At 46.7% G+C, this 18,073-nt stretch carries 18 protein-coding genes; 4 read left to right on the top strand and 14 right to left on the bottom strand.

The genetic code is table 11. From position 1 onward, the window contains the following. Positions 1-485: 485 nt before the first annotated feature. From EI981_RS05010 to EI981_RS04995, 4 genes are all read right to left on the bottom strand, one after another. A complete protein-coding gene (locus EI981_RS05010; protein ID WP_227011696.1) occupies positions 486-674 on the bottom strand; it encodes a hypothetical protein in 189 nt (62 codons plus the stop codon). Between the two features lie 37 nt (positions 675-711). Next, complete coding sequence (locus tag EI981_RS05005) at positions 712-1,539, bottom strand: helix-turn-helix domain-containing protein (RefSeq protein ID WP_127004368.1); 828 nt, start codon at positions 1,537-1,539, stop codon at positions 712-714. A gap of 268 nt (positions 1,540-1,807) precedes the next feature. Next, entirely contained in the window at positions 1,808-2,767 is a 960-nt protein-coding gene (gene sigJ, locus EI981_RS05000; RefSeq protein WP_127004366.1) for an RNA polymerase sigma factor SigJ, read from the bottom strand. Positions 2,768-2,861: 94 nt separating this feature from the next. After that, complete coding sequence (locus EI981_RS04995; protein WP_126995976.1) at positions 2,862-4,049, bottom strand: NAD(P)/FAD-dependent oxidoreductase; 1,188 nt, start codon at positions 4,047-4,049, stop codon at positions 2,862-2,864. Positions 4,050-4,357: 308 nt separating this feature from the next. Between EI981_RS04995 and EI981_RS04990 the strand changes: the two genes are divergently transcribed. The 3 genes from EI981_RS04990 (at position 4,358) to EI981_RS29955 (ending at position 5,449) form a co-directional block, all read left to right on the top strand. Beyond that, the gene (locus EI981_RS04990; protein WP_126995974.1) at positions 4,358-5,002 is read left to right on the top strand and encodes a DUF1232 domain-containing protein; all 645 of its coding nucleotides are present in this window, start codon (positions 4,358-4,360) and stop codon (positions 5,000-5,002) included. A gap of 179 nt (positions 5,003-5,181) precedes the next feature. After that, positions 5,182-5,331, top strand: coding sequence for a hypothetical protein (locus EI981_RS29375; RefSeq protein ID WP_227011695.1), 150 nt, complete (start codon positions 5,182-5,184; stop codon positions 5,329-5,331). Beyond that, positions 5,315-5,449 (top strand): hypothetical protein, encoded by a 135-nt coding sequence (locus EI981_RS29955; RefSeq protein ID WP_257792032.1) that lies wholly within the window; start codon positions 5,315-5,317, stop codon positions 5,447-5,449. Before EI981_RS29375 ends, EI981_RS29955 begins: the two co-directional genes overlap by 17 nt. A 98-nt stretch (positions 5,450-5,547) precedes the next feature. Here the strand turns inward: EI981_RS29955 and EI981_RS04980 are convergent, their stop codons facing one another. Continuing rightward, on the bottom strand, positions 5,548-7,242 hold the full coding sequence (locus EI981_RS04980) for a M3 family oligoendopeptidase (RefSeq protein WP_126995972.1): 1,695 nt from the start codon (positions 7,240-7,242) through the stop codon (positions 5,548-5,550). Positions 7,243-7,434: 192 nt separating this feature from the next. Between EI981_RS04980 and EI981_RS04975 the strand changes: the two genes are divergently transcribed. Further along, the gene (locus EI981_RS04975) at positions 7,435-8,190 is read left to right on the top strand and encodes a GTP pyrophosphokinase (protein WP_126995970.1); all 756 of its coding nucleotides are present in this window, start codon (positions 7,435-7,437) and stop codon (positions 8,188-8,190) included. Positions 8,191-8,241: 51 nt separating this feature from the next. On the opposite strand, the gene EI981_RS04970 is transcribed toward EI981_RS04975, so the two are convergent. The 9 genes from EI981_RS04970 to EI981_RS04930 all read right to left on the bottom strand — a co-directional run bounded on the left by EI981_RS04970 (position 8,242) and on the right by EI981_RS04930 (position 17,826). Beyond that, positions 8,242-9,945 carry a hypothetical protein gene (locus tag EI981_RS04970; RefSeq protein WP_126995968.1) on the bottom strand — a complete coding sequence of 568 codons (1,704 nt, stop codon included), beginning with the start codon at positions 9,943-9,945 and terminating at the stop codon, positions 8,242-8,244. 219 nt (positions 9,946-10,164) lie between these two features. Next, a complete protein-coding gene (locus tag EI981_RS04965; protein ID WP_126995966.1) occupies positions 10,165-10,887 on the bottom strand; it encodes a 5'-methylthioadenosine/adenosylhomocysteine nucleosidase in 723 nt (240 codons plus the stop codon). A gap of 10 nt (positions 10,888-10,897) precedes the next feature. Beyond that, on the bottom strand, positions 10,898-11,746 hold the full coding sequence (locus EI981_RS04960) for a MetQ/NlpA family ABC transporter substrate-binding protein (protein ID WP_126995964.1): 849 nt from the start codon (positions 11,744-11,746) through the stop codon (positions 10,898-10,900). A gap of 219 nt (positions 11,747-11,965) precedes the next feature. Continuing rightward, on the bottom strand, positions 11,966-12,736 hold the full coding sequence (locus EI981_RS04955) for an SDR family NAD(P)-dependent oxidoreductase (protein WP_126995961.1): 771 nt from the start codon (positions 12,734-12,736) through the stop codon (positions 11,966-11,968). Positions 12,737-12,741: 5 nt separating this feature from the next. Beyond that, the gene (locus EI981_RS04950; RefSeq protein ID WP_126995959.1) at positions 12,742-13,203 is read right to left on the bottom strand and encodes an S-ribosylhomocysteine lyase; all 462 of its coding nucleotides are present in this window, start codon (positions 13,201-13,203) and stop codon (positions 12,742-12,744) included. Positions 13,204-13,293: 90 nt separating this feature from the next. Further along, on the bottom strand, positions 13,294-13,974 hold the full coding sequence (locus EI981_RS04945; protein ID WP_126995957.1) for a methionine ABC transporter permease: 681 nt from the start codon (positions 13,972-13,974) through the stop codon (positions 13,294-13,296). Further along, entirely contained in the window at positions 13,971-15,038 is a 1,068-nt protein-coding gene (locus EI981_RS04940) for a methionine ABC transporter ATP-binding protein (protein ID WP_126995955.1), read from the bottom strand. The genes EI981_RS04945 and EI981_RS04940 overlap by 4 nt, the downstream gene beginning before the upstream one ends. Positions 15,039-15,621: 583 nt before the next feature. Further along, complete coding sequence (locus EI981_RS04935; protein ID WP_126995953.1) at positions 15,622-16,794, bottom strand: GNAT family N-acetyltransferase; 1,173 nt, start codon at positions 16,792-16,794, stop codon at positions 15,622-15,624. Positions 16,795-16,821: 27 nt separating this feature from the next. Continuing rightward, positions 16,822-17,826 carry a hydroxyacid dehydrogenase gene (locus tag EI981_RS04930; protein WP_126995950.1) on the bottom strand — a complete coding sequence of 335 codons (1,005 nt, stop codon included), beginning with the start codon at positions 17,824-17,826 and terminating at the stop codon, positions 16,822-16,824. Between the last annotated feature and the right edge of the window lie 247 nt (positions 17,827-18,073).

Here is an 18,073-nt window from a genome sequence, read left to right as displayed (position 1 = left end):
TCTAGGTTCATATATCCTTCAATAATAAATTGTAGAGCAAAAATAAAAGATGATGATCGGCAAGCCTCCGAAGCAGGTGCCGGCCATCCGGATCAAATATTCATCTACAGTTCTATCATAAACTCGGCGGCATCTTCCGCCATTGACAGATAATAGACCCTCACACACGCATAAAAAGCCATAGACAACTTGCTGTCCATGGCTTATTTAGCTTAATAATAATAGAAGTACACCTTAACATATACAATAGAAAAATTAGCCCGGCGTTTCATGCCGATCACTCCCTCCGTATCAAGCTAACTCCATCTTAGTCCCGACAGCTTGCGGAGGGCGATTCCCAGATTGATTTAAAATATTTTATACCGCTGTAAAGGCCCTTTCGAACTCTAACGAAACTACAGATCGTTATTTCCCCAAAAATGGCGGTAAAATAAATCTAACGAAACTACGGATCGTTATTTGAGAAAAATAGAGGTTATAAGTCCCTATTTGGCATCAATAGCGACATCCAGTTTCGTTAGAATTTGCAGCAGCTCTTTTAGGTCCAAATAGCGATACCCAGTTTCGTTAGAGATTATGGGCAGCAGCTTCAGCATACCCAAGACCAGCATTTTGGCGATTGATCCACGAATCCTCGATTGTAGCGCAGCCTCCAGGTTCAACACAATGAGCATGGCTTACCAAAGGGAGACATTTCAATTTCTAATTCCACTACCTAAACATCCAAACTAGCGACTCCACGATCGTTCTCCATAATCCCGGATATTCCTGATAGATCAACGATCTGACTTCATCTGCATAAATATTGCTAAGTTGACCATCTTGTGCGATCAATGTGTATGCTCCCCTTACAGAATCGCCAATAGCTATGTGCCCACTAGCATATCCGCCGATGGCAACCCAGGAAGCGATCGCAGCGCCACCGAGTGAGAACATTCCCAAGGCCAGGCCCCCAATGGCATAGATTCCGATAGCCAATCCGCCTATTGCAATTGCCCCGATCGCCCCTCCCCCTATAGCCAGCAGCAATCCGAAAGACAGCGCCGCCAATGAAATGAGACCTGCTGACAATGCTCCGATACTTATGCCGCCCAATGCGATAAGTCCCAACGACAGGACGCCAATGGCGATATTCCCTACGGCAATGATCCCTTTAGCGACATGAATTTCTCCTCGGCCGTAATTAATATGAACTAGCGGTACCCCGTACAGAGTTGTCTTGCTCTTGTATTCATAATGATACGAATATTTTCTTACAATGAGCATGCTTGAAGATGGATCCTCTTCCGGAACAGATTTATGAAGAGGGGTAGCACTAGTTCCCTGAATACCGCTATCCACAGGCACTCCCTTCACCAGATGGTCAATGCTTACCTGAAACAGTTCGCTTAGAGCAATCATTTTCTCCATCTCTGGGTACGATTGACCCGATTCCCATTTGGACACGGCCTGTCTGGATACCCCAATCGCCTCCGCTAAATTTTCCTGCGACATTCCTCTCTGCTTCCTATAACTTTGCAGTTTATCTGCAAAATCCATCATCCATCACCTCAACGCCATCATATAAAATCAACGGGTCGCTGGCTACCAAGTCAAGCTGACAATATGTCAACCAGCGGTTGCATCCCTTATCCCACAAGCATATCAGGGCATTGGCCATAGGGTTGTTAATTAAGTCTTGCAGAGCGGAAAACTGCGTTCCGATGTATCGGCGATGCATTGCGGAGCGCTCTTTACTTCCATGAGCTTCACGTCATCAATACCCATGACATGCTCCATATTGGGAGTTGCACCTTTACATATAGTACTATCTCTGCAAATATTGCAGCTTCTCTGGATTTCTGATGAAGTATATGCTGCTGATTGAGTTCCCTTCAATATGAATAAGCGCCGCGGTATCGATGATGTTGCTGCCGCCAGTCCGAGCTACAAGCCCGGTCTGGCCATTGATCTCCCGTAATTCAAGCTGTAATGCTGCGTCCAATTCCACTGCCTTCTCTAATTTTCCTGTACCTTTCGTTCCTTCCGCTCCCTCTCTTCTCTCTGTATCTGTTCCTCCATCTGCTTCCGTCGATGGTTCAAATTTACGAATAAGTCCAATCAGGAAGCGCGCAACCAGTTCACGTGAACGAATGGGATTCACAGCTGTCAACGCCTTGCCTCCACCATCCGAGATAACGACAGCATCTTCGGCCAGCATGGAGATGACAGCGTCCATATCTCCTTTTTGCAGGGCCGCCAGGAACCGACCAATCCACTCTTCCTTAATAGCTTCATGACGAACGTCCTGACTGTCCCCGATCCCCAGCTTGCTTCGCGCACGGCTGATCAGCTTGCGACAGTTCGCTTCACTCTTGCCAATCACCTCTGCAATGTCGGCATATTCGAATCCTAACGCTTCGCGGAGCACGAACACCGTCCTCTCCACAGGTGAAAGCCGTTCAAGTAATACGAGCATCGCATAGGACAGCAGTTCTCCGCGCACCACCGATTCGAACAGCTCATCCCCTGAAGTTGGAATCGGTTCAGGTAGCCAAGGCCCAAAGTATTGTTCCCGCCGTTTTCGCGCCGATTTCAGCACATCGAGACAGCGATTCGTCACCATTTTGCATAGATAGGCCTTCGGTTCAGCGAGACGCTGTAGATCTATGTCATGTACCTTCAAAAATACGTCTTGCACCGCATCTTCGGCATCGGAAGCTGACCCGGTCAACTGGTAGGCAAGCGTAAACAGCAGTCCCTTATATTCGGTATAAAGCTCCTTTATCTGCATCTTACTCCTTCCCTCCTAGTACCCAAACTAGTTAAAAGAACACTGTATATTAATCGTCTGTAACAAGCCGTACTGTCGTACTACTGCCTTATTTCAGCAAACTTGCCGACTTCCATGTAAACTCCCTGAGACGCCAGCCCAGCTTGCCTGTAAAGATCATATCGATTCCCCAAGCCCGTGTCCATGCCATTCCGCGCTGCGGCCCCAGACCAAAGCAGAAAAAATCCATGAATCTCTTATGTGTAGGAGCCGGGCGCCCCATCAGGTCCGCTGCTATAACTTGAGCCAGTCGGGACGCTTGGGCTGTCGCTTCCTTGCATGTCTTACCGTCGGCAAGTCCGCTGGCCGGATCAATAATCTCCGCACAATCGCCTATAGCGTATAAGCCCGGAGCCCTCTGCACACGGTAGCTGGCATCTACGGCAATGTACCCATCAGCAGTAAGTGGTACGCCCAAGCCGCTCAGCATGGGATTCGGCAAAAGCCCTAACGTCCACACACATAAGCCAGAAGGGATTATACTGCCATCCGACAGTGTCAGCACCCCGTCCTTCTCCTGCAGCACCTTACGGTTATGCAGCACCGTAACTCCACCCGCTTCAAGCATCCGCTCCAGCTTGGTTCCTACTTTGACGGGACCATCCGGGAATAACCTGTTATTTGCATTAATAAGCTTCACAGCTACCGCATTCGGCTCCAAGCCCAGTGCATTCACATCCTCACGAGCCGCATAAGCCAGTTCGGCGGAGGTTTCAATACCGCTTATTCCCGCACCGGCTACAGTAATAGTCATGAGTCGTTCACGTTCCGCCCGATCCTCCATTTTCGTGGCCTTCCTTAGATTCGCCCTCCATGTCTCACGAATGCTCTGAGCAGCAGCCAGACCTGTCAAGGCGATCCCCCCTTTTTCTGAATCGGGCTGACGTATGATGCTGCCTGCAGCCAGTACGAGAATATCGTATTCCATCACTTGCTCATTGCCCTGATTATTCACATAATGTACTCTTCTCGCATCGGATTCGATTCCTGTCACCGTGGCCTGAACAAAATCTACATCTTGCGGCAGCAGTCTCGCTAGCGGAACCGTAATCTCCTCATTCTCCACCGCCGCCGGCTTGAAGAGCAGCACCTTCCGCAAATGATAAGGATGCTTATCCATCAGAATGATCCGCAGTGTAGGGAGCCCCTCCCGACTGCCAAAAGCTTTTTCTATGGCCTTTACAGCGTTAATTCCTGCGTATCCCCCGCCAACGACAATACATCTTGTCTCCTTCATATTCATCACTACTCCTTATTCTCCGTTATGTACATAACACGAGATAAGGGGTTGTTTTGTGACAAGAGGTACAAACCTTCTGAAGCATGCAATTAGTGCTATTGTTGAAACTCAGCAATATAAATAAATAAAGACAGCCAATAACAACACATAGACTGCGTTGGGATCGATGCATGGAAGCCTAACAAAATGTTGAGAAATCAGCAACAGTTTACAAATTTAAGAGGTACAAATATGAACAAGGTCATACCTTCTTCATATATTGATCTAAGCAGGTAGATGATGATCAGAGAGGAGGAGTGTTCGAAATGGAATCAAATTTTGGCGTCATACTTAAATCGCTGCTTCATAAGAACTCGCTATCCATGCGGAAGCTGAGTGTATTGACGGGTATTGATACGGCGACAATATCTCGTATCGTAAATGGCAAACAGCCCGCCAAGCCGAACCACCTGAAATTATTTGCTGAGCATCTGCATGTGCCGCTGGCAATGCTCGTCGAAGCAGCCATGCTAGATGGCAATGAATTGGAAAGGGAACGGCTCACCGATCTTCATCACTCCATTAATACGATACAAGATGTTCTTACCTCCTCCTCAAACTTCGACCCACAGTTTACAACAGAACGCGTCCAGCAGGAATTAGTGAAATACGAGCAATATGCCCGAACGCCTGAAGGCAAGCAACTAATACGCGATGACTTTCATTCCAAGGTAGAGCAGGTGAACGGTGCCGGACCCTTCATAGAGAAGCTGAATCGGATGTTCGAGCAGTATTGTCATGAGGATATATCTCCTGAGGAACAGGCTGTACTCGGAAGCGGATTATTGTATTTCATCTCTGCCGTCGATATCATACCCGATTATTTATTCCCGATTGGCTACGTTGATGATGCGATTGCAGTCCAGCTCGTGATGGAACGGCTGTCCCGAATTGATGATTCTGCTTCTTAAATCTATAGCCCCTAGGTTAAGCAATGACTGATCATTGTTTATCCTAGGGGCTTATGTCTACCTAAAACATTGCATCGGAGAACATGAGCAATATTGCAGTAGGCTCAAAATTCGTTGCACTTTTCTCAACACTCCTGAATAGACTGCAACATAATTAACAGAGGGGGGTGAGAACGTACATGAGTCAAGTTCAAGCGGAAGAGAGTCGTATTCGCTGCTGCGGGGATTCTGATTCCGAATTTACCGTTGAACCTTATTTCGATTATTACTCAGGTCATCGGCGGCATCCTGATGCTTCCCTTGCTTATATTCATGGTACTAATGACTAGCGATAAGCAACGGATGGGAGAATACCGAACCAGGCTGTTCGGCAGAATCTGGGGGTGGTCCATGGTACGTCTTCTTATCGGCCTGACGGTGGCAACGTTCTGGCAGACCTTTTTCTAAATAAGAAATAAGATGCGAGCAGCATATCTTACCCGAACTCAAACAGCGCGTACCGACATCAGGTACGCGCTGTTGTCTTGAACATTGTATTTGTAAGCCTACAACGCCATATCGTCCACTTGATCCAGCCAGCTCTCAATGCTGCCAATGACCGAAGTCACGCAACCATCCTCGAATGGGGAGATCAGATCAGCTACCTTCACCAATTCAGTGAAGGACAAGCTGCCGCCTTGGCGGCAGAGGCGCAAATAATCTTCCCACGCTTTCTCGCGGTTCTCGTGCATTTTCTTCCAGAATTGAAATGCGCAAATCTGGGCCAACGTGTAGTCAATATAGTAGAATGGGGTCGTATAAATATGACCCTGCTTCTGCCAGAATCCACCGCGCTCGAAATAATCATTGTCCGCATAATCACGGTGCGGCAAATACTTGCGCTCGATATCACGCCATGCTTGCTTACGCTCCACTGGCGTAGCGTCCGGATTCTCATACACAAAGTGCTGGAATTCATCGACCGACACGCCATACGGAATGAAGATTAACCCGCTGGCAAGATGATCGAAGCGATATTTGTCAGCTTCCTCTTTGAAGAAGAGGTTCATCCACGGCCAAGTGAAGAATTCCATACTCATGGAATGAATCTCACAGGCCTCATAGGTCGGGAAGCTGTACTCCGGTACCTGCAGATGTCTGCTCGTATACACCTGGAAGGCATGACCCGCTTCATGGGTCAACACGTCGATATCCCCCGAAGTTCCGTTGAAGTTGGAAAAGATAAACGGTGCCCCGTACTCGCTAATATACGTACAATAGCCGCCGCTTTGTTTGCCTTTCTTGCTGACCAGATCCATCAGTCCATTATTTTGCATGAAACTGAAAAATTCGTTCGTCTCAGGCGACAGCTCGGCATACATCTTCTCGCCGCCATCCACGATCCAGTCCGGATCGCCCTTCGGCGTCGCATTTCCCGACTTGAAGCTGATATTCTCGTCGTAATAGAGCAATTGATCCACTTCAATACGGTTCCGCTGCCGCTCCTTCAGCTTCGTAACGACAGGTACGATATATTTCTGCACTTGATCCCGGAAATTAGCGACCATCTCGGCATTATAGTCTGTCCGGCTCATTCTTGCATAAGCCAGCTCAACGAAATTGTTATACCCCAGCTTCTTAGCAATTCGTGTACGCACCTTCACCATATCATCATAGATACGATCAAGCTGCTCTTCGTTCTCAGCCAAAAAGCCAGCGCGTGCTTCCTCAGCCCGCTTGCGCAGATCGCGATCCGTAGACTGCATGTAAGGAATCAATTGGGCGAGGGTACGCTCTTCACCTTCGAAAGGAATTTTCGCCGAAGCAATCAATTGTGTATACTCCGTCTGAAGCTTATTCTCTTGCTGCAGATCCTCAATAATCTCGGGGCTGAATGTTTGAAGCGACAGATCGGCCAGCTGGAAGAGCTGCTTGCCCCATTTCTTCTCCAGTTCAACTCTGAATTTCGATCCCACAAGCGCGCGGTAATAGTCGTTAATAAATTCTAGGACGATGGGATCAACCTCGTCATAATAATCATTCTCCGCCTTATAGAATTCATCATTCGTATCAATCGAATGGCGAATACTGGCGATAGTATGCATCGTATCATACTCACTGCGAAGCTTGTTGATCGCCGTCATCGCCGCATCCTGCTCCTCATAACTTCCCGCGGAAGTGAATCCATCCAGGAGCTCCTTGAACTTCACTTCGAACTCTTTGACGATTGGACGCCGATAAGTATATTCGCTGAATTTCATAATCCGACTCTACCCTCTTTCATTATAAGAATCATGCTATATCCCTAGTTATATTCCACGGTATCCCATTATTTCCTTCACGCGATCTACGGTTCTGGGGCGTTTCTGGAAAATAGGCTTGAGACTAAGTTATAATATATATAGCTGAGTGATATAGCTAGGCTATCATTATATACGAAAAGGACGACAGACATGATAGATAATCCAATAGAACAAGTGAAGTTTATGCAGCAGAAGATAACTCGATTTCTTATGATGTATAAATTTGCTCTGCAGGAAGTGGAGACGAAGATTGATATTTTGCAGGAAGAATTCCAGCTGCTGCATGACTACAATCCGATTGAGCATACCAAATCCAGATTGAAATCCCCTGAAAGTATTATGAAGAAGCTTTACCGTAAAGGCGGAATCAACTCGCTGGAGGATATTAAGCATACGATTAAAGATATTGCCGGTATTCGCATTACCTGTTCTTTCATATCGGACATTTACCGGATCAGCGAGATGTTGCAGAGCCAGCAGGACCTGACGACCATATCCGTCAAGGATTACATTAAAAATCCGAAACCGAACGGTTATAAGAGCCTGCATCTGCTGGTAGAGGTTCCTGTATTTATGTCTGACCGCGTAGAGCCGGTCTGCGTTGAGATCCAGATCCGCACGATCGCCATGGATTTCTGGGCCAGCCTGGAGCATAAAATCTTCTACAAATGCAATGAGACAGTACCCGAAGAGCTGTTGAAAGACTTGAAGCTAGCCGCCGATACCGCCTTTGAGCTTGATCAGAAAATGGAGCGGCTTCACCGTGAGATCAATGAAATCAAGCTATCCCATCATTCGGAGACAAATGTTCTTAATGAGTTATTTATAAATAACGAGAAATTCAAGATCCCTGATCATCTCCTGAAGCTAGCTCTCGAGGCAGGACGGGAAGATGAGGATTCGTAGTCATAACAAAAAAAGCGCATATTCTGCGCTTTTTTCGCTATATCATCTAATCTATGCTAAAGGAATCGTATAGAAGACACGCTTCTCCTTCTTATCCGTGAACCAAATCAACTGATTGTCAGCGACAATAGGTTCACATTCGGAGAGTAGAAATTTTGGCGCGGCCTGCACTTCTCCAATTGCATTCCCGCTTCCATCCACTTGCACATACTTAACGCCAAGCGGCGTGCGCTCATGATCAAACTCCTGCCATAATACAATAAAATGATCGTTATCGACTTTTACGAGTTTCGGAACCGAACCTATTTTATCAGAGCCATTCGTATACTGCGCTAAAGTTATATTTTTTACTGCTCCTGCGCTCAGATTCGTCTTTGGCACTACTGCGATCATAATATCGCGGACTTCCTCTTCAAGCCCGACCAACTCGAAATTAGTATACTTCTTGACCTTGGAATGATCCACTGTATTGTATACTGTCAGATAATGTGTCGCGGAAGTCTCAAATCCGCCAACAGAAACTCCCGTTGCATTTGCTCCGATACTTCCCGGAATCGGTACCAGATTCACCTCGCTGTATTGTGTACCATTCCCCTTATGAAGTACGATCGAGCGAGGGTAGGCATCTCCATGGTCGACCAATACATGATCCTTGCCATCAAACTTGACATATTGATCAAAGGAATGGCTGACATGGTTCTTCTGGAACTGACCCGTATCATTAGTTAGGCGCATCGTTGCTGTATTGATGATCAGGGTTAGCTGAGATTGATGGTTCAATCCATCCGGGGTCGTATATCTGAGACGCGACGTATGGAATACCAGTTCATCTCCTTGCTCATCCATCTTGCCAGATCCAGAGCGGAACGGCTGAATCGTGTAGCTCTGTCCTCCTGTAACGGAGACACTGCCGATTCGATTGAAGCTCTTGTCATAGCGCACGATTCGAATCACTTCTTTGTTGTCGTTCTCTTCCTTGTTGTCCTGGCCATAGGCGATATAGTTATATTCTTTGCCGCTATAGAATGCCCCATAGTACTCCAGCTCAATCGGAAGCTTCTGGCTTGCCGTTACTTTATAATCGCGGTCATACGACTCGATATGTACATTGTTCTCATCTATAGCAATACTGCTGAAGGTTCCATCATTATTATGGATCAAGTGGGAGCTAATAGGACTACTCGATCTTGAGAAATAAGGAACGACAGCATTGTTTCCCCCGGCATCTACGCCAATAGCCCGGTAAGCATGCTCAGGAAGCTGTGGCTCAACAATAATCTGATTCTTTTCCTGATTGAAGGAGACATCCAATTTTAATAGGCCCGCCAAATCTCTTAATTGAAAATAATTACTCCCTCCAATATTGTACGCTTGGATAGAGTGTATATCCCCGTTAATCATAATCTTGGATGCCGCCAGCTTCGCTTTATAGGTCTTATTCGGACTGTAATAAGGAGCTCTAGGCGCCCCATCAGGCACATAAGCGGCACCTGGCAATAGTTCAATCACATTTAGATGATTATCCAAAGATATGTTGAATTGACTATCGGTCCCCGATAAGTAATTCGCCAAATCGCGTAATCGAAAATAATTGTTGTTCTGGATTTTGAATCCCGTACTCCATACCTGTTCGCCATCAATGATGACGACACTGTCACTCACCTTAGCATTTACCGAGCTATCTGCGTAACTTGAAGTCACGTTCATCGTTAAAGCCAGACATAGAACCACTAACAACATCCCAATTCTTCTCATTATGACCTCCATATTGTCGTGAATTTCCTGCCGAAGCAGGGACTTCTTCCTAATATATCGACTTCGGCAGCGATATTTTTTATGATTATTGTCCCATATCCCTTGTAAATGTAATTCCAAAGCACTAAAATCCTTCGACATACCGCTGATTTAAAGAAGACCTACCCGAAAATTCTATAAAATAAAGAGAGCAGCGAGAATCGCTGCTCTCTATTTCTCTCAACTGCCGACATAGACCGATTGAAACTGCTGAACCAGCAGATCGGTAAAGTGCGCGGCATGTGTGGCGACATCATCGAGATTATCATCGAAGCTGTTGGCCGTCACGGCACCATGTCCGGCGATATCCGATACCGCCTTCACGGCTAATACCGGGATGCCGTACTGTGCGGCAGCCTGCACAATACCCAGGCCTTCCATGTCTGATACCTTGACAGCAGGGAAGGTTGACTTGATCCCTTCTACCCGCTCGGCCTCGCTCATGAATGAATCCAATGTTAATACCAATCCAAAATCAAGAGAGTACGGAAGCTCCGCTGCTGCTGCCACTCCCTTCGCTCGGTCCAGCCAGACCGCATCCAGATCGTACTTCGCCGGCATTTGCGGAACCTGTCCAGGTTCATACCCGAAGCAGGTAGCGTCGACATCACCATATATATACTGCGTGGCGACCACGACGTCACCGACGCTCAACCCAGCACCAAACGCGCCTGCTGAGCCGGAATTAAGAATCAGATCCGGCTGATGCCGTTCGATCAGAAGCGTGGTCGCAACAGCTGCATTGACCTTGCCGATGCCGCTCTCTACAAGAACCAAAGGTTGGCCCCGATAGGTAGCTTCTTCTATGATAACCTTGCCTACTTGTGTCTTGGATGTGATGAGTGCCTGACTGCGAAAAGGAGCCATTTCCTCCTCCATCGCTGTAATGATAGCAATCCGCATAGGGCCCTCTCTATTCTTGCAGGTATGAGATCGGCTTATCTACAGGCACCTTCGTGCCACCGAACTCCTGCTCAATATATTTCTGCGTATCCTCGTTGTGATACAATTCGCCTAATTTTAAAATACCAGGATCATTCTGTTTCTCGGCGGTAGTCGCCAGTATATTGATACTATTCTTCGTATCTACGGAAATCTCCTCATGGAACAAGGAGTCCTTCAGTACATTCAATCCGCCTTCCAGAGCGACTGTATTGCTAATCAGTACCAGATCTACGTCTTGAATGACACGTGGGCCAGTGGTATCGTCAATCAGCTTGAATTTCAGGTTTTTAGGATTGTCGACGATATCGTTTTCCGTACCCGTTCCAAGATTGAAATCATCCTTCAATTTGATCAGTCCGGCAGCCTGCAGCAGGCTTAAGCCTCTGGCCGTATTGGCCGGGTTGTCCGCCAGAGCTACGAGAGCACCGTCTGGAACTTCTTTAATGTCCTTAACCTTCTGAGAGTAGATGCCCATCGGCTCAAGATAAGTAGTCGCTACCGCTACCAGATTGGCATTGCTGTCTTTATTGTAGCTGACGAGATAAGCCCAGGATTGAAAAGCATTCACATCAACTTCGCCCTCTTTGGTGGCGTTATTCATCTCAACACCGCCATTGATTTCCTTGACGACAATATTCAGCTTGGCGTCCTTGGCCGCCTGGGATTCTGCGATATGCTTCCATATCTGAGCGTCAGATCCCATCGAACCTACGACGATTTTCTCGCCGTCACCCGAGGATTTGCTTCCGCAGCCCGCAACTACCAGCATCAATACCAATCCGAGCGCGAGGCCACCCCATAGCTTTCTTTTACTCATATATTTTCTCCCCCTTTATATCTTCTAAATTGAATTATCGTTGTTTGGATGAAGGCAGCCGGGTGAAATGTTCTTCCGATCGCTGTTGTTCGTGTATTTCCTTGATTTACCAAATTAAAACACGGTAGAAATCCACTCACAAAGGCGAACGCTACGCTTCTCCAGAATCATTTCACCCTTTTGCCTAGTCCTGCTCTTCTGTTTAATTCAACTTCTAACCTAATGCATAGTCATGCCGCCGGTTACGTTGATAGCTTGCCCTGTCATATAAGAAGACAATGGACTGGCCAGGAACAATACAACGTTGGCAACATCCTGAACCTCGGCGGTTCTACCCAGTGGAACTTGAGAACAGTCCTCTGCATAGATCTCCTCGGCGGTCATGCCGCGGATGATTCCGCCCTCGATCCGCTCCCGATGCTTCATCGGTGTCTCCACAATCCCTGGACATACCGCATTAACCAGGATGTTATTTCGCGCCAGCTCAACTGCCATCACCTTCGTCAAGCCCAGAACCGCATGCTTGGATGCGCAATATCCGCCCATCCCCCGATAACCGTTCTTGCCGGCCTGCGAGGCGATCTGGATGATCCTCCCCGGCTTGTCAGCATCGACCATCGCCTTTGCAAATATTTTCGATACCAGGTATAACCCCGTGGAGTTAATGGAGAATACCTTCTCCCAATCCTCCAGTTTGCTGTCAATCACATAATCCATCGTAGAAGTCCCGGCACAGTTCACGACAATATCCGGAACACCAGCCTGTTCCAGAACAAGCTGTGACCAGCGGGATATATCCTCTGATTTGGACAGATCCAATCGGGACTCGAATAACTGTCCGTCTACTCCCCTATAGTCCTCTTCATAAGCAAGATCGGCAGATATGACTCTGGCCCCGCTTTGCAGCAAAATTTGTACGATGCCTCGCCCGATTCCCGATTTGCCGCCGGTTACAACCGCCGTCTGATACGATAAATCCAGCGTAATCATAGGCTTTACAATACTCTCTCAAACGGGTCTCTACTAATTCCGGCATCCAGTACAATCTTCGCGTACTCCTGTGCGGAGAAGAGAGAATGATCCTTGTAATTGCCGCATTCCAGTGCGGATACAGCCGGAACCTCCGTCGTCTCTAATACACGCTTCAGCGTTCTTTCCAGTGCGGACGCGATCTCTTCCGGAGCATGCTCATTCCAGAGAATCAGATAATAGCCCGTTCTGCACCCCATTGGAGAAATATCGATAATCCCTTGAACCTCGTCTCTCATATACGTAGCGAGCAGATGCTCGAGCGTATGAAGGGCTGCGGTAGGAATCGCATCTTTATTCGGCTGCAGGAAGCGCAAATCATATTTTTGCACCGTGCTGCCCTTCTCATCATGCTCAAGCCCTGCCGCTCTGACATAAGGCGCCTTTACGATCGTGTGATCCAATTGGAAACTTTCTACTTTTGCCATTGTTCTTCAGTCCTTTTTTATAGTGTTATATATTTCATTCAGTACTTCGCTAGAGGCGGCATACTGTATAAACCGCTGTAAGCTCTCCTGTTAATGCGTTGACTTCTTGGTAAAATAATCGCCGATGAACTGGCAGACGAACACTAGAATCAAAATCAGAATTGTAGCTACGAGCGTAATATCCGACTGGAACCGGTTGTACCCCTTATTGATCGCCAGGCTGCCCAAGCCGCCCGAACCAATCGCCCCAGCCATCGTCGTCAGTCCGATTAGGTTGATAATTGTCACCGAGGAGGCGCGGATAATTCCGGTCAGACCTTCCTTCAAATACACGCGGAAAATAATCTCAATCGGCCCTGAACCCATGGATTGTGCTGCTTCAACGATTCCGGGATCGACCTCGACCAGCGCATTCTGGATTTGCCGGGCATAGAAAGGCACGATACCGATGACCAAGGGTACGATTGCGGCATTCATGCCGATCGATGTCCCCGTAATGAGACGGGTGAGCGGCACAACAACCGCAATAAGAATGATGAACGGAATGGATCTGAACAGGTTAATGATTTTCTCCAGGACACTATAGATCAGCCTGTTCTCCAGAATACCTCCCCGGTCCACTACAACAAGGGTGACACCGAGCAGTATCCCGAATAACACGGATAATAACGAAGTAACGACCACCATATAAATCGTCTCATAGATGCTTAGCAAAATATCCTCTCTTAAATTCCAGACGTTAGGGAAATACTTCGTAAAAAACTCACTCATGCAGGATCACCTACCTTACTATTCTGAAGAAGCCCCGAATCGATAATTTCAACGTTTACCTGAGCTGCCTGCAAATAATGCAGAGCTTCCTTTAGATCGCTGGCAGAGCCTGACATAACAACAATCAGATTGCCGATCGGCGTCTGCTGTAAAATCTCCACATTAGCGAACAGAATATTCGTCTTCACTCGGTAGCGGGCGGTAAGCTCCGAAATAACCGGTTCGCTTGTGCTATCGCCGATATAGGAAATCTTGCACAGCATATCGTTATCCTTCAGATGAACGAGTGACGGATGAAGTGTAAGCTTCTCCAGCGTCTGATCGATATGGGTAGCTGTATTAATGAAATCGCGAGTCAACGTATTTTGCGGACGGCTGAAGATGGAGACAATATCGCCCTGCTCCACAATCCGACCAGCCTCCATCACGGCAACCTTGTTGCAGATCTCCTTCACGACCTGCATTTCGTGCGTAATAATGACGATCGTCAGACCCAACGTCTGATTCAACTTCTTCAGCAGCTCCAGAATGGATAGCGTCGTCTTCGGGTCCAGGGCGCTGGTCGCTTCATCGCATAACAATATCTCCGGATCATTAGCCAACGCTCTTGCTATAGCTACCCGCTGCTTCTGACCCCCTGACAATTGGGAGGGATAAGCATTCAGCTTATCCGATAAGCCTACCAATTCTAGCAGTTGTTTAACTTTCTGATCCCTCTCACTCTTGGAGAGCTTGGAGCTCTTCAAGGGATAGTCCACATTGTCATAGATCGTCCTGGAGTTCATCAGATTAAAATGCTGGAAGATCATCCCGATCTTCTTCCTGGCTGAGCGCAATTCCTTGGGCTGTAGGGCCAGCAAATCCTGCCCATTCACCTCAACGCTTCCTGCCGTAGGCCGTTGCAGCAGATTAATTACACGAACCAGCGTACTCTTCCCGGCTCCACTGTAGCCGACAATGCCATACACATCTCCCGCATCAACGTGTAAGCTGACATCTTGTACGGCGGTAACCAATTGTGACCCAGTTTCAAAAGTAACTTGAATATTCGATAAAGTAATCATGATGCCCAACCCTTTCTAGACTTCTATGCACTCCAGTATCTTCCGAAAAATTTATTTCTGTCATTTTACATCAGATTACTCGGAATTACTACTAAAATTTTTAATCATAGGGAATTTAGCTGTTAAGTCTGCGCAATATAACTACTTCGGGCGCTAAAGCAAAGATCTCCATCGGCAGTACATTGTACTCACGTTGAAGCAGACTCTCAATCTCCTGCGGCGGTCTTTGATTGGCATAATCGAATCTTACTAATTGCCCTCGTTATTCTCCCCCTAACGGAAATACACGCCGCTATTTAGCCAAAATTACTCCCTAGCAACATGTAACGGAAACAGCGGACCTTATTTAGTATTTTATGGCCACTATTCAGCTCCATTGAAGCAAATAACGCCTCACATTTCCGTTAGAAAATAAATCACCCTTGTATCGGGCAAATAAGGGCTTGAATTTCCGTTAGAAGTACGCGAGACCGGTTATGCGATTTGTATCCAACAAGCGGACGTAAAAAAAACAACTTCTTGGATCGAATGATCATCCTCAAAGTTGTTTTTTTATTCTTCCAGACCATTTTATTGTATCCAATCAGCAAATATCTAGAGACGGTATATACAAAGGCAGTGGCAACCATCCCGAAGGGAAGTTCAATTGCCGTTCTGCAAGCTTCCAGTTCGTAAACTCACTTAACGGAGAGAATAATAGAGCAGTGGCTTCCCGTTTCGTAAGGGAGACTTGCGCCTGAATGTCTGAATGATCAGGATCATATTTGTTCACGATGACCTGATTATTTTGCACAACAATTTCTACAATGCCGGAGTCTTCAATTCCAAGTACAATACGACCGTCCTGCAGCATCATGTTCTGCGCCTTGCATCTCAAGAAAGCCTCGATCACAGAGGAATAATCCATAATATGATAATTATATTCATAACTCGTTCTGTACCAGTCACATACATCCCCTAAAAAGGCGATCTTCCCAGGATCATAGGGAGGAACCGTAAAATGAAGCTCGTCGAGATTTTTCTCGGCAGCCAACGCCTTGCTCACTACGGGTAGTAAAGCTGGATCAATCATTTCGATCTCACGTACAGCACCGCCATCCTTAGACAAGGCCACATAACCTGCAAACTTGCCGTTTTCAAGGATAACAAGGGGCTGTGTTTGCCATGTTCTCAAAATCGTTGCAAACTGCTCCTTGGTTCGAGCACCGTTTACGATCCCTTGTTGATACAATTGATAAGCATCATCAAGCTGTGGGCTGTCACTGGACAAAGGTTCAAAGTTAATTCCACTTGAATCCAACCCTTTGTATTTGTGGCGAATATTATCCGAAGTTAGAGTAAATTCAAACTTTATGCCCGCAGGCTCATAGCCAAAAAACTCATACCGCTGGCGCTGACCACCCAGAACACTCATGGAATAGCCTTGTGACTTCATGTCTTCCACTGCCATGTTCATCAGCTTCTGCATATAGCCTTTACCACGCGAACGTGGATGTACAGACACTGTACCAACACAGCCAACCTTCAATTCTATGCCTGCTACGTTACAGGTAACCGGAAGTACGCAGACCATAGCCTTGATCCTACCATTCTCTTTAACCATATAGTGATACTGCTGCGTGTCCGCTCCATCACCATAGAGTTTCGGAATCAGCCCCGCAAAATCAAGCGGTCCTGAATTTTTACTAAAAACCATATCCGCAAAGTCTATGATATCCTGAGCATCCTCTGTAGTACCCTTAACGAATATCTCCATCTTATCCCTCCTATTTATCTCTAATCACTAATGGGTTGACATCTTAGCCGCATAGGCGCGATCGATTTCGCAAGTCATAGGCTTGTTCTGCAGGAAGAGCTTGATATCTCCAATCACGGTACGGGTCACGATCATACGTCGGTCAATCGTTGGCCCGCCCATATGAGGCATCAATATCGCGTTATTCATCTCCATAAGCTTATGACCGGCAGGAAGCGGCTCTACTTCATACACATCCAATACTGCTCTGATCTCTCCCTTGGAAAGCACTCTGCACAGTGCTTCTTCGTCAATAATAGCTCCGCGAGCCGTATTGATGAGCAGCGCTCCCTTGGGCATCATATTCAGCAGGTCTTCCGTGATCATATGATGATTTTCCTTTGTCATACCACTATGGAGTGAGACAATGTCGCAGGTTGAGAATATTTCGCTAAGCTCCGCCTTCTCCATATTGTGCTTCTCCAGTTCCTCCTGGGAGATATGCCGGGAGAACACCTTGATCTTGACATGGAACGGCTTAAGCATCTCGACCACCATCTTCGCGATCATGCCATAACCCACAATACCTACAGTCTTATCCAGCAATCCTTGATTATAGAAGTTCCAAGGCCAGATGCCCTGCTTCAATTCCGCCGAGTAACGCGGAATATCACGTAGCGATGCCAGTGCATAAGCAATTACACTCTCTGCTACCGACTGGGCAAACACTTCATTGCCGCTTACAACGCGAATGCCGCGATCATATGCGGCATCTGTAACGTAAGGTCTAACTGAGCCGCCTGTATGTGCAATTAGACGAAGCTTATTGGCGTGGTTTAATACTTCCTCGTCAAAAGCCTCCGTCCCCCAGCCTGTAACACAGATGTCGATATCCTTGATTTTCTCACATAATTGGGACTTAGTATATTGTGCTATGCTATCATTCCAGATCACTTCGCCGATCTCTTCCAGCTTCGATTCCAGCTCTTCATTAAAGAATGTATCAAAGATTTCGCCCTTTGGCATCGTGACAAGAATTTTTAATGCCTCCATGTTGGAACGCCGCCTTTCTATTGTTCATCCGAATATTCATACTTGTGGTGAAAGCAATACTCACCAATGTGAACCAGATGTATAACAAAATAACTTTAAAATCCTGCATAAAACAGGTTATATCCTCCTTTAATATTATAAATAGATACAAATTATTTATTTAGGCATATAATTATGTTGCTTATCTGGTTTATAACAGATTATAATCTAAGGTAGAAAACGCTGTCAATTGTAATTCGAACACCCT

This window comes from Paenibacillus lutimineralis (genome assembly GCF_003991425.1).
Taxonomy (GTDB): domain Bacteria; phylum Bacillota; class Bacilli; order Paenibacillales; family Paenibacillaceae; genus Fontibacillus; species Fontibacillus lutimineralis.
The sequence above is the reverse complement of the archived record's forward strand: the minus strand, read 5'-3'. Positions and strand labels throughout refer to the sequence as shown.